We start from the raw sequence: 21,698 nt of genomic DNA, 5'->3' as shown, positions 1-21,698 counted from the left end.
GTGGTGGAGCGGCCGGTGGCCTCGCCGTGCGTGAGTATCTGTGCGTTGGACGAGCAGGATATCTGCACCGGTTGCCAGCGAACCGTGGCCGAGATCGGCCGCTGGGGGCGGATGGACAACGACGAGCGCCGGGCGGTGCTCAAACTTTGCCATGAAAGGGCAGTAGCTGCCGGCCTCATCCTGTAGGCTGACGCGTACCCTGTGGGAGCGGGCGTGTCGAGGCGTCGAACCGCCGCGAAGCAAACACCGCGGTGCATGGCACCGGCTTCGCCGGTGTTCGCGGGCCCGCCCGCTCCCACAGGATGTGCGCCAGGCATGGATTGGTGCCGTACCTGCGGGTTTACCCGCGAACCAGCCAGCGGTAATCTGTGCGGCTTGCCCACAGACTACCCGCCATGTTCTATCTGATTGCCTACATCAGCAGCGTAGTGCTGATCAACTACGCCTTCTCCAGCGCGCCACACCTGGACATCATCTGGTCCGCCTGGGGCGGCCTGGTGTTCATCCTGCGCGACATGGTGCAGACCCGCTTCGGCCATGGCGCCCTGATCGCCATGCTGGCGGCGCTGGTGCTGTCCTATGTCACTTCGGAACCGGCCATCGCCCTGGCCAGCGCCACCGCGTTCTTCATTTCCGAACTGATCGACTGGCTGGTGTTCAGCATCACCCGCCGGCCGCTGCGCGACCGCTTGTGGCTGAGTTCGGCGCTGAGCATCCCGGTGGACACCTTCATCTTCTTCGGCATGATCGGCGCCCTGACCCCAGCCGTGATCGGCACCGCCATGGCCTCGAAATTCGCCGGTGTCACCGCCGTGTGGCTGGCCATGGCATTTCGCGCCCGGCGGGCCGCCGTGGCGGGTTGATGGTGTAGAATAGCGGTCCTTTTTCAGCGGGCGGCGCCAAGCCTGGTGCGGCCCCGGACGCCTTCGAGGACCTGAAATGACCCGTATCGGAACCCCCTTGTCGCCCACCGCGACCCGTGTACTGCTCTGCGGCTGTGGCGAGCTGGGCAAGGAAGTGGTGATCGAGCTGCAGCGCCTGGGCGTCGAAGTGATCGCCGTCGATCGCTACGCCAATGCCCCGGCAATGCAGGTGGCGCACCGCAGCCACGTGGTCAACATGCTCGATGGCGTGGCCCTGCGCGCGGTGATCGAGGCCGAGAAGCCGCACTACATCGTCCCTGAAATCGAAGCCATCGCCACCGCCACCTTGGTCGAGCTGGAAAACGAAGGTTTCAACGTGGTGCCGACCGCCCGCGCCACCCAGCTCACCATGAACCGTGAAGGCATCCGCCGCCTGGCCGCCGAAGAGCTGGACCTGCCAACCTCGCCGTACCACTTCGCCGACACCTACGAAGACTACGCCAAGGCCGTGGCCGATGTTGGCTACCCGTGCGTGGTCAAGCCGGTGATGAGCTCGTCGGGCAAGGGTCAGAGCCTGCTGCGCAGCGATGCCGACCTGCAGAAGTCGTGGGACTACGCCCAGGAAGGCGGCCGCGCCGGCAAAGGCCGGGTCATCGTCGAGGGCTTCATCGACTTCGAATACGAAATCACCCTGCTGACCGTGCGCCACGTTGGCGGCACCACCTTCCTCGAGCCTGTCGGCCACCGCCAGGAGAAGGGCGACTACCAGGAATCGTGGCAGCCGCAGGCCATGAGCCCGAAGGCGCTGGCCGAGTCGCAGCGGGTGGCCAAGGCGGTCACCGATGCCCTGGGCGGTCGTGGCCTGTTTGGCGTGGAACTGTTCGTGAAGGGCGACCAGGTGTGGTTCAGCGAAGTCTCGCCACGCCCGCATGACACCGGCCTGGTGACCCTGATTTCCCAGGACCTGTCGCAGTTTGCCCTGCATGCCCGGGCCATTCTTGGCCTGCCGATTCCGGTAGTGCGCCAGTTCGGCCCTTCGGCTTCGGCGGTGATCCTGCCCGAGGGGCAGTCGCAGCAGACCAGCTTTGCCAACCTGGGTGCGGCGCTGAGCGAGCCGGATACCGCCATTCGCCTGTTCGGCAAGCCGGAAATCAACGGTACCCGCCGCATGGGCGTGTGCCTGGCGCGTGATGAGTCGGTCGAAGCGGCGCGTGCCAAGGCGACCCGTGCTTCGCAGGCGGTCAAGGTCGAGTTCTGATCCGATTGGGGCTGCGTTGCAGCCCTTCGCGGGCACGCCCGCTCCCACAGGTTTCGGCGCTACCCCTGTGGGAGCGGGCGTGCCCGCGAAGGGCCGCAACGCGGCCCCAATTACTTACAGCTGCGTATTGCGGGTCTCTTTCAGGCACAGCACGGCAATCAAGCTGATCACCGCCGCCACCGACACATAACCCCCCACCCAGCTCAACCCACCCATGCTCACCAGCTTCTGGGCAAAGAACGGTGCCGCCGAGGCGCCGACGATGCCGCCCAGGTTATACGCCGCCGAAGCGCCGGTATAACGCACGTGGGTCGGGAACAGTTCAGGCAGCAGTGCCCCCATCGGCGCAAAGGTCACACCCATCAGGAACAGTTCGATGGCCAGGAACAGCGCCACACCTGCGGTCGACCCCGAAGTCAGCAGCGGCTCCATGGTAAAGCCCGAGGCCACTGCCAGCAGGCCGCCGACGATCAGCACCGGTTTGCGCCCGTAGCGGTCGCTGAGCCAGGCCGACAGTGGTGTGGCCAGGGCCATGAACACCACCGCGAAGCACAGCAGGCCAAGGAACGTCTCGCGGCTGTAGCCCAGCGTGGTCACGCCATAGCTCAACGAGAACACCGTGGAGATGTAGAACAGCGCGTAGCACACCACCATCGCCGCTGCGCCCAGCAGGGTCGGCAGCCAGTATCTGGAAAACAGGTCGACCACCGGCATTTTCACCCGCTCGTGGCGGGCGACGGCCTTGGCGAACACCGGGCTTTCTTCAAGCTTCAGGCGCACATACAGGCCCACCAGTACCAGCGCGGCGCTGAGCAGGAACGGAATGCGCCAGCCCCACTCGCGGAACTGCTCGTCGCTGAGCACCAGGGCCAGGGTCAGGAACAGGCCGTTGGCGGCCAAAAAGCCGATCGACGGGCCCAATTGCGGGAACATGCCGAACCAGGCGCGCTTGCCTTCCGGCGCGTTCTCGGTGGCCAGCAAGGCCGCGCCACCCCATTCGCCACCCAGGCCCAGGCCTTGGCCAAAGCGCAGCAGGCAGAGGATGATCGGCGCCCATACACCAATGCTGTCATAGCCCGGCAGCACGCCGATGGCCGTGGTGGACACGCCCATCAGCAGCAGCGAGGCGACCAGGGTCGACTTGCGGCCGATACGGTCGCCAAAGTGGCCGAACAGTGCCGAGCCCAGCGGGCGCGCCAGGAAGGCGATACCGAAGGTGAGGAAGGCCGCCAGCATCTGCGCGGTGCCTGACCCGGACGGGAAGAACACCGGGCCGATCACCAGGGCGGCGGCAGTGGCGTAGACGTAGAAATCGTAGAACTCGATCGCGGTGCCGATGAAGCTGGCGGTGGCTACCCGCGCGGGCGAGTTGACCGGTGCGGCAGGCGCTTCGGCATAGGTGCTGCTGGTTGTCATTGAATAGGTCCCTGACAGTCTGGTCCGGCTCCATTGGGATAAGCCCCGCGGCGTGCAATGCAAAAGGGCAGGCACGGTGGCACGGGCGCCGGAGCGTTTTGTTGTTGTGTGCGCCCGACTGACGATAGCCCAAGGGGGATAGGGGCGGGGGCGGGCACTGTTCGGGGTGTTGAAGCAGGACCGCAGGGCGTGTCAGTGGAGCGGACTGGCCGTGGAGCGCCGGGTGCGGGTAGCAGGCGGGACGGCGGGGCTGGGTAAGCGTGACCCGAGTATAGCTATCGGGTCACGGTCCACACCAGTACCTTGCTGGCACAATTGTCCTCTGTTTCGAGGATTTCCAGGCGATAGCGGCCGATCTTCAGGCAAACGGCGCTTTCCGGGATGCTTTCCAGCGCTTCGGTGACCAGCCCGTTGAGGGTCTTCGGCCCGCCGTCGCAGGGCAGGTGCCAGCCCAGGCTGCGGTTGATCTCGCGCAGCGAAGCAGTGCCGTCGATGACGAAGGTGCCATCGGGCTGCGGGTGCACGTGAGGGTTGTCCAGGCTGTGTTCATCCTCGAACTCGCCAACGATCTCCTCGAGGATGTCTTCCAGGGTGACGATGCCCAGCACTTCGCCGTACTCGTCCACCACCACACCCATGCGGCGCTGCTGTTTGTGGAAGTTCAGCAGCTGCATTTGCAGGGGCGTGCTCTCGGGCACGAAATAGGGCTCGTAGCAGGCGCCGAGCAGCATCTCCAAGGTCAGCTCGGCCTTGGGCAGCAGGTGGCTGATCAGCTTGGTATTGAGGATTGCTTCAACCTGGTTGATGTCGCTGTGGTACACCGGCAGGCGGGTGTGGCGGCTGACGATCAGTTGCTCGATGATGCGCTCGATCGGCTCGTCGAGACTGATGCCGTCCACTTCGTTGCGCGGTACCAGGATGTCGTTGACGGTCATCTTGTCCAGTGACTGCAGGCCGTCGAGCAGGCCGTGGCGCGGTGCTTCGTGTTCCTCATCCTCGTCGAACTCATCGGCTTCCTGCGGGTGCAGGGCCACGGCCGTGGGTTGCACGCGGAACGGACGCAGGATCAGTTTGGCAATGCCATCCAGCAGGTAGGCCAGCGGTTGCAACAGGGCGAGGGGGACTTTCAGCAGGCTGGTGCCGAGGCTGACGAACGCCTGCGGGTTACGCCGGGCCAGGCGCCGCGGCAGGTATTCGGCAAACACCAGCAGGACGAGGGTGGCGGCCAAACCGGCCAGCCAGAAGCCGTGCTCGCCGCTATGGCGCTGGCCAACCAGGCAGGCCAGGCCCAGCACCAGCAGCTTGCCCAGGCTGGCGCACAGCACCAGGGCCTGGGCCGGCAGCACGGGCTGGCCGTCCTCGCCGGTGCGCAGCGCGCCATTGAGTTGCAGGCGGGCGGCATCCACCGCGGTAAACAGCGCCGACCACAACAGCGCCAGTGCCAGGGTGCCGAATAGCGGTGCGTACGGCAGGGTATCCATGGGCGGCCGTCAGATATGCAGGATGAATTCGCGAACCAGCTTGCTGCCGAAATAGGCCAGCATCAGCAGGCAGAAACCGGCCAGCGTCCAGCGGATGGCCTTGTGGCCACGCCAGCCCAGGCGGGTGCGGCCCCACAGCAGCACGCTGAACACCACCCAGGCGACACAGGCCAGCAGGGTCTTGTGTGCCAGGTGCTGGGCGAACAGGTTGTCGAGGAACAGCCAGCCGGATATCAGCGACAGCGACAGCAGGCACCAGCCGGCCCATAGGAAGCCGAACAGCAGGCTTTCCATGGTTTGCAGCGGCGGGAAGTTGCGGATCAGCCCGGACGGGTGCTTGTTCTTCAGCTGGCGGTCCTGCAGCAGCAACAGCAGTGCCTGGAACACCGCGATGGTGAACAGCCCGTAGGCCAGGATCGACAGCAGGATATGCGCGAGGATGCCCGGCTCTTCGTTGACCAGCGGCACCGTGCCAGGGGGCGCGAACTGGGCCAGCAGCGCGGTCACCGCGCCCAGCGGGAACAGCAGCACCAGCAGGTTTTCCACGGGTATGCGCAAGCAGGCCAGCAGAGTCAGGGCGATGACCGCCACGGCGATCAGGCTGGCGGCACTGAAGAAGTCCAGGCTAAGGCCCAGCGGGGTGATCAGCTGGAAGAACAGCGCACCGGCCTGGGCGAGTACCGCGAAGGCACCCAGCAGGGCAAGCAGGCGCTTGTCGGCCTTGCGGTTCTGGGCAAGGTAAGAGCCCTGGTAGATTGCCGCAGCTATATATAGGCCGGCGGCGATCAGGTTGGGGATGAGGCTGGGTGAGGAGAACATAAGTCCTGGTTGGCGAGCCTTAAAGAGACGGAGTTTGGCATAGATCGCGCTTGTCTAGGAAGACTGGCAGACCGCGGTGCGGCATTCGCGGGTGAACCCGCTCCCACAGGTACGGCGCCGGTTTCGAATGTGGTGCAGACCCTGTGGGAGCGGGTTCACCCGCGAAGAGGCCGGCACAGCCACCGAATATCTACCAGGCCGCCAGCAAGGTGTGCGCCGCCGCCGCACTTCGCTATAATCGCCGCCTTGCTGCGCCCGGCGGGTATGCATTCCCCCCTGGGCGCCTGACAAACCTCGGCTTTTACTGGGCCTGAAAGGATCACCATGTTCGAAAACCTGACCGACCGCCTGTCACAGACGCTGCGCCATGTCACCGGCAAGGCCAAGCTGACCGAAGACAACATCAAGGACACGCTGCGCGAAGTGCGCATGGCCCTGCTCGAGGCCGACGTTGCCCTGCCGGTGGTCAAGGATTTCGTCAACAGCGTCAAGGACCGTGCAGTCGGCACCGAAGTGTCGCGCAGCCTGACCCCGGGCCAGGCGTTCGTGAAGATCGTCCAGGCCGAGCTGGAAAGCCTGATGGGCGCGGCCAACGAAGACCTCGCGCTGAACGCCGCCCCGCCCGCCGTGGTGCTGATGGCCGGCCTGCAGGGCGCCGGTAAGACCACCACCGCCGGCAAGCTGGCGCGCTTCCTCAAGGAGCGCAAGAAAAAGAGCGTGATGGTGGTGTCCGCCGACGTCTACCGCCCGGCGGCGATCAAGCAGCTGGAAACCCTGGCCAACGACATCGGCGTCACCTTCTTCCCGTCCGACATCAGCCAGAAGCCGGTGGCCATCGCCGAAGCGGCCATCCGCGAAGCCAAGCTGAAGTTCATCGACGTGGTCATCGTCGACACCGCCGGCCGTCTGCACATCGACGCCGACATGATGGACGAGATCAAGGCGCTGCATGCCGCGGTCAAGCCGATCGAGACCCTGTTCGTGGTCGACGCCATGACCGGCCAGGACGCCGCCAACACCGCCAAGGCCTTTGGCGAGGCGCTGCCACTGACCGGCGTGGTGCTGACCAAGGTCGATGGTGATGCCCGTGGCGGTGCCGCGCTGTCGGTGCGTGCCATCACCGGCAAGCCGATCAAGTTCATCGGTATGGGCGAGAAGACCGAAGCCCTCGAACCGTTCCACCCCGACCGCGTCGCCTCGCGCATCCTCGGCATGGGTGACGTGCTCAGCCTGATCGAGCAGGCCGAACAGAACATCGACAAGGCCAAGGCCGACAAGCTGGCCAAGAAGCTGAAGAAGGGCAAGGGCTTCGACCTCGAAGACTTCCGCGACCAGCTGCAGCAGATGAAGAACATGGGCGGCCTCGGTGGCCTGATGGACAAGCTGCCGAGCATCGGCGGGGTCAACCTGTCGCAGATGGGCAACGCCCAGGGCGCCGCCGAGAAGCAGTTCAAGCAGATGGAAGCGATCATCAACTCCATGACCCCGGCCGAGCGCCGTGATCCGGAGCTGATCAGCGGCTCGCGCAAGCGCCGTATCGCCATCGGTTCCGGCACCCAGGTGCAGGACGTCGGCCGCCTGATCAAGCAGCACAAGCAAATGCAGAAGATGATGAAGAAATTCTCCGCCAAGGGCGGCATGGCCAAGATGATGCGCGGCCTTGGCGGGATGCTGCCGGGCGGCGGCATGCCGAAGCTGTAAACCCTATTCCGGGGGCCTGCCGTTTGTCCGGCAGGCGCCCAGAACCCCCGCCGTGGCGGGGCAATGGCCGCGGATTTCGCGGCTCAACCGGCAGATCTGGACGGCAGGGCAGGGCCTTGCCGAAAAAGTCATTTGCAAATGTCCGTGTATTCCCCGAGAATATGCGGCCTTTTGGGCACCCGTGTGCCTATTTGGCATTCAGATTTGCAGTACCAGCTGCTGTATCAACTGCAGCACCGACTATAGGAACGATGTTCACATGGTAACCATTCGTCTGGCCCGTGGCGGCTCGAAAAAGCGCCCATTCTACCACCTGACCGTGACCAACTCGCGTAACGCCCGTGACGGCCGTTTCGTTGAGCGCGTAGGTTTCTTCAACCCGATCGCTGCTGGCGCCGAAGTCAAGCTGTCGGTCAACCAAGAGCGCGTCAACTACTGGCTGAGCCAGGGTGCACAGCCGTCTGAGCGCGTTGCTCAGCTGCTGAAGGACGCTGCCAAGGCTGCTGCCTGAGTAGTATGAACGCGACGCCAGAAAAGGCTGACGACCTCATCGTCGTTGGCAAGATTTTTTCGGTTCACGGCGTTCGCGGCGAGGTGAAGGTGTATTCCTTTACCGATCCGATTGAAAACCTGTTGGATTATCCGCGCTGGACGCTTCGGCACGAAGGCAAGGTAAAGCAGGTCGAGCTGGTCAACGGTCGTGGCTCCCAGAAGGGCCTGGTCGTGAAACTGAAAGGCCTCGATGATCGTGATGAAGCCCGTCTTCTGAGCGGTTACGAAATCTGCATTCCGCGGAGCCTTTTGCCCAACCTGGCTGCTGACGAGTACTACTGGTACCAGTTGGTGGGCCTGAAGGTCATCAACCAGGACGAACAACTGTTCGGCAAGGTCGATCACCTGTTGGAGACCGGTGCGAACGATGTAATGGTGGTCAAGCCCTGCGCAGGCAGCCTGGATGATCGCGAGCGTCTGTTGCCCTATACGGCGCAATGCGTGCTCGACATCGACCTGGAAGCAGGCGTGATGCGGGTTGAATGGGACGCGGACTTCTAAACGATGGGTAACCTTCGCGTAGACGTCATCACGTTGTTCCCCGAGATGTTCTCGGCCATCACGGAGTACGGCATTACCAGCCGCGCGGTGAAACAGGGGTTGCTTCAGGTGACTTGCTGGAACCCGCGGGACTACACCACAGATCGTCACCACACGGTGGATGATCGGCCGTTTGGCGGTGGTCCGGGCATGGTGATGAAGATCAAGCCTCTGGAAGACGCCCTGGTTAGCGCCAGGCAAGCGACCGGAGCAGCGGCGAAGGTGATCTACCTTTCGCCACAAGGCCGCAAGCTGACTCAGCAGGCGGTCAAAGGCCTGGCCGAACAGGAATCGTTGATCCTGATCGCCGGTCGTTATGAAGGCATCGACGAGCGCTTTATCGAGGCTCATGTCGATGAGGAGTGGTCGATTGGCGACTATGTGCTTTCCGGTGGCGAGCTGCCGGCCATGGTACTGATCGATGCGGTTACACGGCTGCTGCCCGGAGCTTTAGGGCATGTGGATTCGGCGGAAGAAGATTCCTTCACCGACGGTCTGCTCGATTGCCCGCACTACACCCGGCCTGAGGTGTATGCGGATCAGCGTGTTCCCGACGTGTTGCTAAGTGGCAACCATGCACACATCCGGCGTTGGAGAATGAAGCAGTCCCTTGGTAGGACCTTCGAACGACGCGCCGATCTTCTGGAAAGTCGCTCGCTTTCTGGAGAAGAGAAGAAGCTGCTCGAGGAATATCTCCGCGAGCGGGACGATAGTTAAACGTATCGATGGTGGATCACGTATCCATCTTAGGAGCACAGCATGACCAACAAGATCATCCAGCAGCTCGAAGCCGAGCAGATGAGCAAGGAAATCCCGACCTTCGCACCAGGCGACACCGTTGTCGTTCAGGTTAAAGTGAAGGAAGGTGAGCGTTCCCGTCTGCAGGCGTTCGAAGGCGTCGTTATCGCCAAGCGTAACCGCGGTCTGAACAGCGCCTTCACCGTGCGCAAGATCTCCAGCGGCGTTGGCGTAGAGCGTACCTTCCAGACCTACAGCCCGCAAATCGACAGCCTGGCCGTGAAACGTCGTGGTGACGTGCGTAAAGCCAAGCTGTACTACCTGCGCGACCTGTCCGGCAAAGCCGCTCGCATCAAGGAAAAACTGTCCTGAGTGCAGTTTGCCCGGTGGCCAAGGCCGCCTAGCGAGAAAAAAGCAGCCTTCGGGCTGCTTTTTTGCGTTTTGAACCCCCGAAGATGTGATTGCCATGACTACCCGAGACCAGGAAATCCTGCGCCGCACCGAGCTGTCGGTGACCCGCGTGACCAAGGCGGTGTTCCCCAACACCACCAACCACCACAACACCCTGTTCGGCGGCACCGCCCTGGCCTGGATGGACGAAGTGTCGTTCATCGCCGCCACGCGCTTCTGCCGCCTGCCGCTGGTGACCGTGTCCACTGACCGCATCGACTTCAAGCACCCGATCCCGGCGGGCTCGATCGTCGAGTTGGTGGGTTCGGTCATCAAGGTGGGTAATACCAGCTTGCAGGTGCAGGTGGATGTGTTCGTCGAGAACATGTACCTGGATGGCCGCGAGCGAGCGATTCATGGGGTGTTCAGCTTCGTCGCCATCGACGAGGACAAGCGCCCGGTGCCGGTTTTGCCCCAGGCCTGAGTTCTCCTGCACTGGCCCTTTCGCGGGCGCGCCCGCTCCCACAAGTACTGCAAAGCATTCAAAGCCTGTGGAGGTCCTGTGGGAGCGGGCGTGCCCGCGAAGAGGCCGGTACAGACAACCCCCAAGGTGCTGTGAAACACTAGCCCCACCTCCAACACCCAGCAGCCCCGAATGCCCGCCCTAGACCACCCCCTGATCGACCAGTTCCTCGACGCCCTGTGGCTTGAAAAGGGCCTGTCCGACAACACCCGCATGTCCTACCGCAGCGACCTGGCTCTGTTCAACGGCTGGCTGCAGGAACACGGCGTCAGCTTGCCCGACGCCGGCCGCGACCTGATTCTCGACCACCTGGCCTGGCGCCTCGACCAGGGCTACAAGCCGCGCTCCACGGCACGCTTCCTGTCCGGCCTGCGCGGCTTCTTCCGCTACCTGCTGCGGGAAAAGCTGGTGGCCATCGACCCGACCCTGCAAGTGGACATGCCGCAACTGGGCAAGCCGCTGCCCAAGTCGTTGTCCGAAGCCGACGTCGAAGCCTTGCTGCAGGCCCCGGACCTGAGCGAAGCCATCGGCCAGCGTGACCGCGCCATGCTCGAAGTGCTTTACGCCTGTGGCCTGCGGGTCACCGAACTGGTCAGCCTGGCCCTCGACCAGGTCAACCTGCGCCAGGGCGTGCTGCGGGTGATGGGCAAGGGCAGCAAGGAGCGCCTGGTGCCCATGGGCGAAGAGGCGGTGGTGTGGCTGCAACGCTACCTGCGCGATGGCCGCGCCGAACTGCTCAATGGCCGCCCCAGCGATGTCTTGTTCCCCAGCCAGCGTGGCGAGCAGATGACCCGCCAGACCTTCTGGCATCGCATCAAGCACCATGCCCGGGTCGCCGGCATCGACAAACCGCTGTCGCCGCACACCCTGCGCCATGCCTTCGCTACTCATCTGCTCAACCATGGCGCCGACCTGCGCGTGGTACAGATGCTGCTGGGCCACAGTGACCTGTCGACCACGCAGATCTACACCCATGTCGCCAAGGCCCGCCTGCAGCAATTGCACGCCCAGCACCACCCGCGTGGATGAATGTTTTTCATGTTCCGCCGACCGGTCCTTGCAAGGCCCTTCACCGGCGGTGTGATGTGGTAGGCTTGGGCGGTTTGCACCAAGGGCCGCACGGTCACCGCGTATTTTCCGCAGGTGGCGCCCTCCGGCCCCTGTCCGCCTTCAGGAGTTCCCATGCGCGTGACCCAGTTTTTCGCCGCCGCCGCGTTGGCGCTGGCCAGTACTTTTGCCGTTGCTGCGGCAACCGACAGCAATGCCGCTGCCGAGCAGGCCATCCGTAAGTCGTTGCAGAACCTCGAGCTGGAAGTGCCCGTCGAAAGCGTGGCCAGCAGCCCGGTCAGCGGCCTGTATGAAGTCAAGCTGCAGGGCGGCCGCGTGCTGTATGCCAGCGGCGACGGCCAGTTCGTGATGCAGGGCTACCTGTTCCAGATCCAGGACGGCAAGCCGGTCAACCTCACCGAGAAGACCGAGCGCCTGGGCATTGCCAAGCTCATCAACGGCATTCCAGCCGCCGAGATGGTGGTTTATCCTGCCAAGGGCGAGACCAAGTCGCACATCACCGTGTTCACCGACACCACCTGCCCGTACTGCCACAAGCTGCACGCCGAGGTGCCCGAGCTCAACCGCCGCGGTATCGAAGTGCGCTATGTCGCCTTCCCGCGTCAGGGTCTCGGTTCGCCGGGTGACCAGCAGTTGCAGGCCGTCTGGTGTTCAAGCGACCGCCGTGCGGCGATGGACAAGATGGTCGAGGGTGAGGAAATCAAGGCCGCCAAGTGCGCCAACCCGGTCAGCAAGCAGTTCCAGCTGGGCCAGTCGATCGGCGTCAACGGCACGCCGGCGATCGTCCTTGAAAGCGGCCAGGTCATTCCGGGCTACCAGCCGGCACCGCAGGTCGCCAAGCTGGCACTGGCCAAGTAATCCAATTCAGTACGCCGTCGTCATGGGGTGACGGCATGTTTCACGGTCGGCATAGGTGTCGGCCGTTCAATGGGGAGTTCACAGTGAAACCGGTCAAAGTAGGCATCTGTGGGTTGGGGACCGTCGGTGGCGGAACCTTCAATGTACTTCAGCGCAACGCCGAGGAGATCGCCCGCCGTGCCGGGCGCGGTATTGAAGTGGCACAGATTGCCATGCGCTCGCAGAACCCGAACTGCCAGATTACCGGTACCCCCATTACCGCTGATGTGTTCGAAGTTGCGAGCAACCCGGAGATCGACATTGTCATCGAGCTGATCGGTGGCTACACCGTGGCCCGCGAACTGGTGCTCAAGGCCATCGAAAACGGCAAGCACGTGGTCACCGCCAACAAGGCGCTGATTGCCGTGCACGGCAATGAAATCTTCGCCAAGGCCCGCGAAAAGGGCGTGATCGTCGCCTTCGAAGCGGCCGTGGCCGGTGGCATCCCGGTGATCAAGGCCATCCGCGAAGGCCTGTCGGCCAACCACATCAACTGGCTGGCCGGCATCATCAACGGCACCGGCAACTTCATCCTCACCGAAATGCGTGAGAAGGGCCGCGCCTTCCCGGACGTGCTGGCCGAAGCCCAGGCGCTGGGTTACGCCGAAGCCGACCCGACTTTCGACGTTGAAGGCATCGATGCCGCGCACAAGTTGACCATCCTGGCTTCGATCGCTTTCGGCATCCCGCTGCAATTCGACAAGGCCTACACCGAAGGCATCACCCAGCTGACCACTGCTGACGTGAATTATGCCGAGGCCCTGGGCTACCGCATCAAGCACCTGGGTGTGGCTCGCCGCACTGCCGAAGGTATCGAGCTGCGCGTACACCCGACGCTGATCCCGGCCGACCGCCTGATCGCCAACGTCAACGGCGTGATGAACGCCGTCATGGTCAATGGCGACGCCGCCGGTTCCACCCTGTACTACGGTGCCGGTGCCGGCATGGAGCCTACCGCTTCGTCGGTGGTCGGCGATCTGGTCGATGTGGTCCGTGCCATGACCTCCGACCCGGAAAACCGCGTACCGCACCTGGCCTTCCAGCCGGATTCGCTGTCGGCCCACCCGATCCTGCCGATCGAGGCCTGCGAAAGCGCCTACTACCTGCGCATCCAGGCCAAGGATCACCCGGGCGTACTGGCCCAGGTGGCCAGCATCCTCTCGGAGCGTGGCATCAACATCGAGTCGATCATGCAGAAGGAAGCCGAGGAACAGGACGGCCTGGTGCCGATGATCCTGCTCACCCATCGCGTGGTCGAGCAGCGTATCAACGACGCCATCGTCGCCCTGGAAGCCCTGCAGGACGTGGTCGGCAAGGTCGTGCGCATTCGCGTCGAGCAGCTCAACTAACAATAGTGCCGGCGGGCCGCCAGTGCGGCCCCGGCCCCAGCATCGAAGGTTTGCACCCATGCGCTATATCAGTACCCGCGGCCAGGCTCCTGCCCTCAATTTCGAAGACGTCCTGCTGGCTGGCCTGGCCAGCGACGGCGGCCTGTACGTCCCGGAAAACCTGCCACGCTTCACCCAGGAAGAAATCGCCTCGTGGGCCGGCCTGCCGTACCACGAACTTGCCTTCCGGGTGATGCGCCCGTTCGTCGAAGGCAGCATCGCCGACGCCGACTTCAAGAAGATCCTCGAAGAAACCTACGGCGAGTTCGCCCACGCCGCGGTTGCCCCGCTGCGTCAGCTGAACAGCAACGAGTGGGTGCTGGAGCTGTTCCACGGCCCGACCCTGGCGTTCAAGGACTTCGCCCTGCAACTGCTCGGCCGCCTGCTGGACCACGTGCTGGCCAAGCGCAACGAGCGCGTGGTGATCATTGGCGCCACCAGCGGTGACACCGGTTCCGCCGCCATCGAAGGTTGCCGCCGTTGCGACAACGTCGACATCTTCATCCTGCACCCGCACCAGCGCGTGTCGGAAGTGCAGCGCCGGCAGATGACCACCATCTTCGGCGACAACATCCATAACATCGCCATCGAAGGCAACTTCGACGACTGCCAGGAAATGGTCAAGGCCAGCTTCGCCGACCAGTCGTTCCTCAAGGGCACCCGCCTGGTTGCGGTCAACTCGATCAACTGGGCGCGGATCATGGCCCAGATCGTCTACTACTTCCACGCGGCCCTGCAACTGGGTGGCCCGGCGCGTTCCGTGGCGTTCTCGGTGCCGACCGGCAACTTCGGCGACATCTTCGCTGGCTACCTGGCACGTAACATGGGCCTGCCGGTCAGCCAGCTGATCGTCGCCACCAACCGCAACGACATCCTGCATCGCTTCATGAGCGGCAACCAGTACGTCAAGGAAACCCTGCACGCGACCCTGTCGCCGTCGATGGACATCATGGTCTCGTCCAACTTCGAGCGCCTGCTGTTCGACCTGCACGGCCGCAACGGCGGCGCCATTGCCGAACTGATGGCCAACTTCAAGCAAGGTGGCGGCTTCAGCGTCGAGCAAGACCGCTGGACCGAAGCGCGCAAGCTGTTCGACTCGCTGGCAGTGAGTGACGAGCAGACCTGCGAAACCATCGCCGAAGTGTTCGCCGCTACCGGCGAAGTGCTCGACCCGCACACCGCAATCGGCGTCAAGGCCGCCCGCGAGTGCCGCCGCAGCCTGGACACGCCGATGGTGGTGCTGGGTACCGCGCACCCGGTCAAGTTCCCGGAAGCGGTGGAGAAGGCCGGTGTTGGCAAGGCGCTGGAGCTGCCGGCGCACCTCAGCGACCTGTTCAGCCGTGAGGAGCGTTGCACGGTGCTGGCCAATGACCTGAAGGCTGTGCAGGGCTTTGTCAGCCAGCATGGCAACCGCGGCAAGCCGCTGTAAACATCGGGGCCGCACTGCGGCCCATCGCCGGCAAGCCAGCTCCCACCCCGACCGCATAGGCCCAAGGTCATGTGCAATCCCTGTGGGAGCTGGCTTGCCGGCGATGGGCTGCGGAGCAGCCCTAATTGTCCGAATCTTCCCACTGCTCCATCAGAAACATCCTATTCAGGCCGCCCAGCGCAACGCCTAATTTAGCCGGTCCTCCCATCAGGAGCGGCTCATGTACCAGCCCTACGTGTTGATCCACCAGGCTCGCCCATCCCATCAGATCCTCCTGCACCAGGCCCTCAATGCCCAAGGCATGTTCCATGTGCGCATCAGCGAAACCAGCGCAGACCTCGACGCCTGCCTGAACGCCGATCACCGCCCCGATCTGTTGATCCTTGACCACGCCATGCCAACCCGGGCCGGCCTTGCCTTGCTCGAACACCAGCACCGAACCCGCGCTTTGCTGTTCGTCGGCCAGGCTACCCCCAAGCGCCACAACCTTGCCCAAGAGGCCAGAAACCGGGGCCTGTGGGTGCTCGCCGAACTGCCCTGGCCGCTGTCGATGCCAAGCCTGCAGCGTGCCCTGCAAGCACTGCAGGCGCGCCCGTGGCGGCGTATTCAAACTGTCACGTCCGCCCCGCATGCTCACTGAAGCAGCCGCGGTGTAACGAACTTTCCGCTGCGTCTGTTGGTCAGTTCCTCTATATCCCACCACGCAGCGAGTGATCCGGATGGAAAGAATCTGCAGACTGCTCAACGAAGCCCTGACCCCCTATCAGACCCACCTCGGCGTCGCCGATGCCCAGGGTAATCGCCAATTGACCGTTCATGACCGCCTCGCCGGCATCACCCTGCGGCGCACGGTCAGCGAGCGCCAGTTGCAGGAACAAAGCCTGTTGATCGACCTGGTGGATGGCCTGCACCGCGACCTGCAGATCGCCGAAGGGCGTTTGCAGCCCTGTGTGATCGCGGCATTGCAGCAGCGCCAGCAACCCCATGGAACCTTTGCCTGAGTGGTTTATCAGACACTGTAGGGGCAGCCGGGCCAGTGCTTTGCTCCGGCGCTGGCAAGGCTGTCACGGGAAGCCCCCAAGGGCTTTCGCTTGGCCCCGGGCGTGTTTCCCCAGCGCCCGGGGTTTCTTTTTTGGGTTGCCTGCACCGGCCCTATCGCCGGCAAGCCAGCTCCCACAGATACTGCACATGGCTTGAGGTTGATTCGGTCGAGGTGGGAGCTGGCTTGCCGGCGATAGGGCCGGTGCAGGCAATCAGTGGTCTTCGAAGAAGCGCTTGCTCTCTTCCAGGTAGTCTTCCTGCAACGCCGGGTCCAGCCAGCGTGCATACAACCTCGGCAACACATCCCGGCGCAAGGCAGGCAGCAGTTGGTCGATGTGCGCAATCGCTTCACGCCCAAGCTCGCTATTCGAACAACCTACATGCAGAAACTGGTAGCGGTTCACCCCTTGCACAGGATGAAACCGGTAGTCAGTCAGTGCCCCGCCTTGCTGCTCCACCAGGTAGCGCACTTCGGGCCAGTAGCCGAGCACCATGCGCAGGCGCCCGAGCTGTTGCATCTGTAGCAGGTTGGCGGTGGCGTCGTTGCCGTAGTGGCGGCTGAACGCGGTGTCGGGCAACTGGCGCAGGATGGCGTCGATCTGCGTGCCATAGCTGCGCTCGGCGACAACCCCCAGCTTCAGCGGGGTCTTGCTCAGCAGGGCATGCAGGTCTACCTCCTGGCCGTCGAGGTAAGGCGCCACCAGCGCCTCGCTGTCCTTGCGCAGCACCAGGCCGCCACTGAGCACGCCCAGGGAGGGCACGGAAAACCGCACATATTCGGCGCGCTCCGGCGTCCACAGCAGGGTCGGGTCGCAGGTGAAGCTATTCAGGTCCTGCAGCATCTGGATGCCGCGGGCGCGGTTGACCCGCAGGATGCTGTGGTCGTACTCGGGCATCTGCCTGATCAGCAGGGGCAACAGCTGGTCGATCACCCCTTGGCCTTTTTCCGGCCCTTCCAGAATGGTGAACGGCGGCAGGTCGCGCACCAGCCAGAAGATGCGCTCCTTGGCAGTGGCAGGCTGCAACAGCAATGCGGGCAGCAGCCCGCACAGCAGGACCAGGTGACGTAGGCAACGGGCAGCGCGCATGGACCAGGGCCGCGCCAGGGTCAGACCGTGCCTGCTGCGCGCAGGCTGGCGATGGCCGCCGCGTCGTAGCCCAGGTTGCCGAGCAGCGCCTCGGTGTGTTCGCCCAGCGCCGGGCCTACCCACTCGGTGGAGCCGGGGGTGTCCGACAGCTTGGGCACGATGCCCGGCATGCGGAATGGCTTGCCGTCCGGCAGCTTGGCCTGCAGGAACATTTCGCGTGCCAGGTACTGCGGGTCGTTGAACATGTCCTCGGCCGAATAGATGCGGCTGGCCGGCACTTCGGCGGTGTTCAGCACCTGTATCAGTTGCTCCAGCGGCAGGCTGTTGGCCCAGCGGTCGATTACCCCGTACAGCTCGTCACGGCGCAGGTCGCGGCCATCGTTGGTGGCCAGGGTCGGGTCGTCGGCCAGGTCGGTGCGGCCAATGGCCTGCATGAAGCGCTTGAAGATCGCATCGCCGTTGGCGCCGATCTGCACATGCTTGCCGTCGGCGCTGGTGTGAATGGAGGAGGGCGTGATGCCGGGCATGATGTTGCCGGTGCGTTCGCGGATAAAGCCGAACACATCGAACTCCGGGACCATGCTTTCCATCATGGCGAAGATCGCTTCGTACAGGGCTACGTCCACCACCTGGCCCTGGCCGCCGTTGACTTCCCGGTGTCGCAGCGCCATCAGTGCGCCGATCACCCCCCACAGGGCAGCAATCGAGTCACCGATGGAAATGCCCGTGCGCACCGGTGGGCGGTCGTCGAAGCCGGTGATGTAGCGCAGGCCGCCCATCGACTCGCCCACGGCGCCGAAGCCCGGCTGGTCCTTCATCGGCCCGGTCTGGCCGAAGCCCGACAGGCGCACCATTACCAGGCGCGGGTTGAGCGCGTGCAACACGTCCCAGCCCAGGCCGAGTTTTTCCAGCACGCCCGGGCGGAAGTTCTCGATCAGGATGTCGGCGTCGGCCAGCAGGCGCTTGAGAATCTCGCGGCCCTCTGGGTGCTTGAGGTTGAGGGTGAGCGACTGCTTGTTGCGAGCCTGCACGAACCACCACAGCGAGGTGCCTTCGTACAGCTTGCGCCATTTGCGCAACGGGTCGCCGCCATCGGGCGATTCGACCTTGACCACCTCGGCGCCGAATTCGGCACAGATGCGCGAGGCGAACGGGCCAGCGATAAGGGTGCCGAGTTCGACAACCTTGAGACCGGCGAGGGGTTTGCTGGGCGTAGTCATGGGGCATCCGTGGCAGCTGGGCAGATGCGTGGTTTTATCATAGGTCCGAAGCGGCAGATACTGCTGCGGGGCAACGAAGGGCAGTATCGGTTAGACTGTGTCACTTTTTCTCTGCGCAAGAAGCCCGTCGACCATGGCCCAGCCGTCCACCACCTACAAATTCGAACTGAACCTGACCGACCTCGACCGCGGCGTGTACGAAAACGTCCGTCAGACCATCGCCCGCCACCCTTCGGAAACCGAAGAGCGCATGGCCGTACGCCTGCTGGCCTACGCCCTGTGGTACAACGAGAACCTGTCGTTCGGCCGTGGCCTGTCCGATGTGGATGAAGCGGCGCTTTGGGAAAAGAGCCTGGACGATCGCATCCTGCACTGGATCGAAGTGGGCCAGCCGGACGCCGACCGACTGACTTGGTGCTCGCGCCGCACCGAGCGTACCAGCCTGCTGGCCTACGGCAGCCTGCGCGTATGGCAGAACAAGGTGGTGGACGCGGTCAAGGGCTTGAAGAACCTGAGCATTGCCGCCGTGCCGCAGGAGGTGCTGGAAACCCTCGCCACCGACATGCCCCGCACCATCAAGTGGGACGTGATGATCAGTGAAGGCACCTTGTTCGTCACCGACGACCGTGGCCAGCACGAAGTGCAGCTGGAGTGGCTGCTTGGTGAGCGCGGCTGAAGCACCCCATGCGTATCGAACCTCGCCCGCTGCCGCCGACCCTGCCATTCCTGGGTAACCTGCCACCCTTGCTGACCCGCCTGTACGCCGCGCGCGGCGTGCAGAGCGAGGCCGAGCTGGACAAAAGCCTCGCGCGCCTGCTGCCGTACCAGCAGCTCAAGGGCATCGAGGCCGGTGTGGATCTGCTGGTCGAGGCTATCGACCAGCGCCAGCGCATTCTCATCGTCGGCGACTTCGATGCCGACGGCGCCACTGCCAGTACTGTCGGCGTGCTGGGCCTGCGCCTGCTGGGCGCGGCCCACGTCGACTACCTTGTGCCCAACCGCTTCGAGTACGGCTATGGCCTGACCCCGGAAATCGTCGAGGTGGCGCTGCAACGCCAGCCGCAGCTGCTGATCACCGTGGACAACGGCATTTCCAGCGTCGACGGTGTGGCAGCCGCCAAGGCCGCCGGGCTCAAGGTGCTGGTCACCGACCACCACCTGCCGGGTGCGGAGTTGCCCGACGCCGACGCCATCATCAATCCCAACCAGCCGGGTTGCAGTTTCCCGAGCAAGGCGCTGGCCGGGGTAGGGGTGATCTTCTACGTGCTGATGGCCCTGCGTGCGCGCCTGCGCAGCCTGGGGCGCTACGAAACGCAGCCGCAGCCGAACATCGGCGAATTGCTCGACCTGGTTGCCCTGGGCAGCGTCGCCGACGTGGTGCCATTGGATGCCAACAACCGCATCCTGGTGCACCAGGGCCTCGAGCGCATTCGCGCCGGCCGCGCCCGGCCGGGGCTCAAGGCCATTCTTGAAGTGGCCCGTCGCGATCACCGGCGCATCACTTCGACCGACCTTGGCTTTATCCTGGGCCCGCGGCTGAACGCTGCCGGGCGCCTGGACGACATGAGCCTGGGCATCGAATGCCTGCTGTGTGAAGACGCGGCCCTGGCCCAGGACATGGCCCAGCAGCTGGACGACCTGAACCAGGACCGCAAGTCGATCGAACAGGGCATGCAGCGCGAGGCCCTGGCCCAGCTCAAGGACCTGCCTGTCGAGTCGATGCCATATGGCCTGTGCCTGTTCGATGCCGACTGGCACCAGGGGGTTATCGGTATTCTGGCTTCGCGCTTGAAGGAGCGTTACCACCGGCCGACCATCGCTTTCGCCGACGCTGGCGAGGGCATGCTCAAAGGGTCGGCGCGTTCGGTGCCGGGGTTCCATATTCGCGATGCGCTGGATGCTGTGGCGGCGCGCCACCCGCAACTGATCAGCAAGTTCGGCGGCCACGCGATGGCGGCGGGGTTGTCGTTGCCCGAGGCCAATTTCCCGGCATTTGCCGAGGCGTTCGACGAAGAAGTGCGACGCCAGCTGCGCGAAGAGGACCTGACCGGTCGGCTCTTGTCCGACGGCAGCCTGGCGGTGGAGGAGTTCCACCTCGACCTGGCCAAGGCCCTGCGCCATGCCGGGCCCTGGGGGCAGCACTTCCCCGAGCCGCTGTTCCATGGCGTGTTCCAGTTGGTGGAGCAGCGCGTGGTGGGCGAGCGGCACCTGAAGGTGGTGCTCAAGAGCGAGTGCGGCTCGGTGCGGCTGGACGGCATTGCCTTTGGCATTGACCGCGAAGTGTGGCCGAACCCGACGGTGCGTTGGGTCGAGTTGGCGTACAAGCTGGATGTGAACGAGTTCCGTGGCAATGAAAGTGTGCAGTTGATGATTGCCCACATGGAGCCGCGCTGACTCCAATTCCGGGGCAGCGTTGCAGCCCATCGCCGGTGAACCAAGCGCGATCCCTGTGGGAGCGGGCATGCCCGCGAACACCGGCGAAGCCGGTGCCATCCACTGAGTCGCCTTCTTCGCGGGCACGCCCGCTCCCACAGGGCCTGCGGCGGGCTTGAGACTTGCGCTGTACCTGTGGGAGCTGGCTTGCCGGCGATCACCGGCGAAGCCGGTGCCATCCACTGAGTCGCCTTCTTCGCGGGCACGCCCGCTCCCACAGGGCCTGCGGCGGGCTTGAGACTTGCGCTGTACCTGTGGGAGCTGGCTTGCCGGCGATCACCGGCGAAGCCGGTGCCATCCACCGCGTCGCCTGCTTCGCGGGTAAACCCGCTCCCACAAGGCTCTGCGGCGGGCTGGCTAATGTGCTCCATGTGCGATCGATGATCACATCAAACTCAGCGCGCCATACCTAACTCGGCATCATCCATCAGCGCCTTGGCCATCGCACTGAGATAGTGCGCAGCCCAGATCATCATGGGTTTCTCATCCATCAGCCCGACGATGGTCAACTCCCGCACATAGCCCATCAATTCCGAAGCCTGATCGCGGGCGTCTTGGCACGGAATGCCCGCTTCGATGCGAAATAATGGGTGGGTCTGGTTCTCACCCTGAAAGAAAGTGGTCTTGCCGACGGTGAATTGGGTGTCGTCTGTCTTCATTGATTCCTCTCCTGATCATTCTGAGCGCTTTGTCGAAGGAGAAGAAATGAGGGGGATCAGGGACTGTCATTTTCATATCAATCACTCGTATGGTTGCTGATTGACCGCCTCTCCGATTCCACACGAAGGGTGGCAGTTGTACGCGGTGTGGAATCCAGGCTACGAGTAAACCCGGTAGGCTTTGCGGCCTTCCG

At 64.0% G+C, this 21,698-nt stretch carries 23 protein-coding genes; 17 read left to right on the top strand and 6 right to left on the bottom strand.

Annotation, left to right across the window (positions count from 1 at the left end):
* From CAG44_RS05410 to purT, 3 genes are all read left to right on the top strand, one after another.
* Complete coding sequence (locus CAG44_RS05410; RefSeq protein ID WP_170929286.1) at positions 1 to 186, top strand: DUF1289 domain-containing protein; 186 nt, start codon at positions 1 to 3, stop codon at positions 184 to 186.
* A gap of 209 nt (positions 187 to 395) precedes the next feature.
* Positions 396 to 863: a VUT family protein gene (locus CAG44_RS05405; protein ID WP_085691718.1), complete on the top strand. Its 468-nt coding sequence runs from the start codon at positions 396 to 398 to the stop codon at positions 861 to 863.
* Between the two features lie 76 nt (positions 864 to 939).
* Positions 940 to 2,121 (top strand): formate-dependent phosphoribosylglycinamide formyltransferase, encoded by a 1,182-nt coding sequence (gene purT / locus CAG44_RS05400; RefSeq protein WP_025337909.1) that lies wholly within the window; start codon positions 940 to 942, stop codon positions 2,119 to 2,121.
* Between the two features lie 114 nt (positions 2,122 to 2,235).
* On the opposite strand, the gene CAG44_RS05395 is transcribed toward purT, so the two are convergent.
* The 3 genes from CAG44_RS05395 to CAG44_RS05385 all read right to left on the bottom strand — a co-directional run bounded on the left by CAG44_RS05395 (position 2,236) and on the right by CAG44_RS05385 (position 5,837).
* Complete coding sequence (locus CAG44_RS05395; protein WP_054573205.1) at positions 2,236 to 3,537, bottom strand: MFS transporter; 1,302 nt, start codon at positions 3,535 to 3,537, stop codon at positions 2,236 to 2,238.
* 275 nt (positions 3,538 to 3,812) lie between these two features.
* Positions 3,813 to 5,018, bottom strand: coding sequence for a transporter associated domain-containing protein (locus tag CAG44_RS05390; RefSeq protein WP_085587600.1), 1,206 nt, complete (start codon positions 5,016 to 5,018; stop codon positions 3,813 to 3,815).
* 9 nt (positions 5,019 to 5,027) lie between these two features.
* Positions 5,028 to 5,837: an inner membrane protein YpjD gene (locus tag CAG44_RS05385; RefSeq protein ID WP_025337912.1), complete on the bottom strand. Its 810-nt coding sequence runs from the start codon at positions 5,835 to 5,837 to the stop codon at positions 5,028 to 5,030.
* Positions 5,838 to 6,161: 324 nt separating this feature from the next.
* On the opposite strand from CAG44_RS05385, the gene ffh reads away from it, so the two are divergent.
* The 12 genes from ffh (at position 6,162) to CAG44_RS05325 (ending at position 16,064) form a co-directional block, all read left to right on the top strand.
* Complete coding sequence (ffh, locus tag CAG44_RS05380; RefSeq protein WP_013971189.1) at positions 6,162 to 7,538, top strand: signal recognition particle protein; 1,377 nt, start codon at positions 6,162 to 6,164, stop codon at positions 7,536 to 7,538.
* Positions 7,539 to 7,797: 259 nt separating this feature from the next.
* Entirely contained in the window at positions 7,798 to 8,049 is a 252-nt protein-coding gene (gene rpsP / locus CAG44_RS05375) for a 30S ribosomal protein S16 (protein ID WP_003259424.1), read from the top strand.
* A gap of 5 nt (positions 8,050 to 8,054) precedes the next feature.
* Complete coding sequence (rimM, locus tag CAG44_RS05370; protein ID WP_025337913.1) at positions 8,055 to 8,591, top strand: ribosome maturation factor RimM; 537 nt, start codon at positions 8,055 to 8,057, stop codon at positions 8,589 to 8,591.
* Between the two features lie 3 nt (positions 8,592 to 8,594).
* The gene (gene trmD / locus CAG44_RS05365) at positions 8,595 to 9,347 is read left to right on the top strand and encodes a tRNA (guanosine(37)-N1)-methyltransferase TrmD (protein WP_003252146.1); all 753 of its coding nucleotides are present in this window, start codon (positions 8,595 to 8,597) and stop codon (positions 9,345 to 9,347) included.
* A gap of 42 nt (positions 9,348 to 9,389) precedes the next feature.
* Positions 9,390 to 9,740: a 50S ribosomal protein L19 gene (rplS, locus tag CAG44_RS05360; protein WP_003252148.1), complete on the top strand. Its 351-nt coding sequence runs from the start codon at positions 9,390 to 9,392 to the stop codon at positions 9,738 to 9,740.
* 94 nt (positions 9,741 to 9,834) lie between these two features.
* A complete protein-coding gene (locus CAG44_RS05355; protein ID WP_025337914.1) occupies positions 9,835 to 10,242 on the top strand; it encodes an acyl-CoA thioesterase in 408 nt (135 codons plus the stop codon).
* A 171-nt stretch (positions 10,243 to 10,413) separates the two neighbouring features.
* On the top strand, positions 10,414 to 11,310 hold the full coding sequence (gene xerD / locus CAG44_RS05350; RefSeq protein WP_085587602.1) for a site-specific tyrosine recombinase XerD: 897 nt from the start codon (positions 10,414 to 10,416) through the stop codon (positions 11,308 to 11,310).
* A 153-nt stretch (positions 11,311 to 11,463) separates the two neighbouring features.
* Positions 11,464 to 12,207 carry a DsbC family protein gene (locus CAG44_RS05345; protein WP_046616084.1) on the top strand — a complete coding sequence of 248 codons (744 nt, stop codon included), beginning with the start codon at positions 11,464 to 11,466 and terminating at the stop codon, positions 12,205 to 12,207.
* A gap of 83 nt (positions 12,208 to 12,290) precedes the next feature.
* Complete coding sequence (locus CAG44_RS05340; protein ID WP_046616085.1) at positions 12,291 to 13,595, top strand: homoserine dehydrogenase; 1,305 nt, start codon at positions 12,291 to 12,293, stop codon at positions 13,593 to 13,595.
* A 58-nt stretch (positions 13,596 to 13,653) separates the two neighbouring features.
* Positions 13,654 to 15,063, top strand: coding sequence for a threonine synthase (gene thrC, locus CAG44_RS05335; protein WP_010952565.1), 1,410 nt, complete (start codon positions 13,654 to 13,656; stop codon positions 15,061 to 15,063).
* 220 nt (positions 15,064 to 15,283) lie between these two features.
* Positions 15,284 to 15,703 (top strand): response regulator, encoded by a 420-nt coding sequence (locus CAG44_RS05330; RefSeq protein WP_085587604.1) that lies wholly within the window; start codon positions 15,284 to 15,286, stop codon positions 15,701 to 15,703.
* Between the two features lie 79 nt (positions 15,704 to 15,782).
* Positions 15,783 to 16,064, top strand: coding sequence for a DUF3509 domain-containing protein (locus CAG44_RS05325; RefSeq protein ID WP_061303183.1), 282 nt, complete (start codon positions 15,783 to 15,785; stop codon positions 16,062 to 16,064).
* A 252-nt stretch (positions 16,065 to 16,316) separates the two neighbouring features.
* Here the strand turns inward: CAG44_RS05325 and CAG44_RS05320 are convergent, their stop codons facing one another.
* The gene (locus CAG44_RS05320) at positions 16,317 to 17,192 is read right to left on the bottom strand and encodes a TIGR02285 family protein (RefSeq protein WP_085587606.1); all 876 of its coding nucleotides are present in this window, start codon (positions 17,190 to 17,192) and stop codon (positions 16,317 to 16,319) included.
* 20 nt (positions 17,193 to 17,212) lie between these two features.
* Positions 17,213 to 18,412, bottom strand: a complete 1,200-nt coding sequence (locus CAG44_RS05315) for a CaiB/BaiF CoA-transferase family protein (RefSeq protein WP_085587608.1) — start codon at positions 18,410 to 18,412, stop codon at positions 17,213 to 17,215.
* Positions 18,413 to 18,545: 133 nt separating this feature from the next.
* Here CAG44_RS05315 and CAG44_RS05310 point away from each other — a divergent pair, with 133 nt between their 5' ends.
* Together CAG44_RS05310 and recJ are read left to right on the top strand one after the other, a co-directional pair.
* On the top strand, positions 18,546 to 19,088 hold the full coding sequence (locus CAG44_RS05310) for a YaeQ family protein (RefSeq protein WP_013971198.1): 543 nt from the start codon (positions 18,546 to 18,548) through the stop codon (positions 19,086 to 19,088).
* Between the two features lie 8 nt (positions 19,089 to 19,096).
* Positions 19,097 to 20,806 carry a single-stranded-DNA-specific exonuclease RecJ gene (gene recJ / locus CAG44_RS05305; protein ID WP_085601932.1) on the top strand — a complete coding sequence of 570 codons (1,710 nt, stop codon included), beginning with the start codon at positions 19,097 to 19,099 and terminating at the stop codon, positions 20,804 to 20,806.
* Positions 20,807 to 21,240: 434 nt separating this feature from the next.
* Here recJ and CAG44_RS05295 read toward each other — a convergent pair whose 3' ends face one another.
* Positions 21,241 to 21,504, bottom strand: coding sequence for a DUF3077 domain-containing protein (locus CAG44_RS05295; RefSeq protein ID WP_085691717.1), 264 nt, complete (start codon positions 21,502 to 21,504; stop codon positions 21,241 to 21,243).
* Between the last annotated feature and the right edge of the window lie 194 nt (positions 21,505 to 21,698).

The sequence above is a fragment of the Pseudomonas sp. B13(2017) genome (assembly GCF_002113245.1).
GTDB classification, from domain to species: Bacteria; Pseudomonadota; Gammaproteobacteria; order Pseudomonadales; family Pseudomonadaceae; genus Aquipseudomonas; species Aquipseudomonas putida_Z.
The sequence above is the reverse complement of the archived record's forward strand: the minus strand, read 5'-3'. Positions and strand labels throughout refer to the sequence as shown.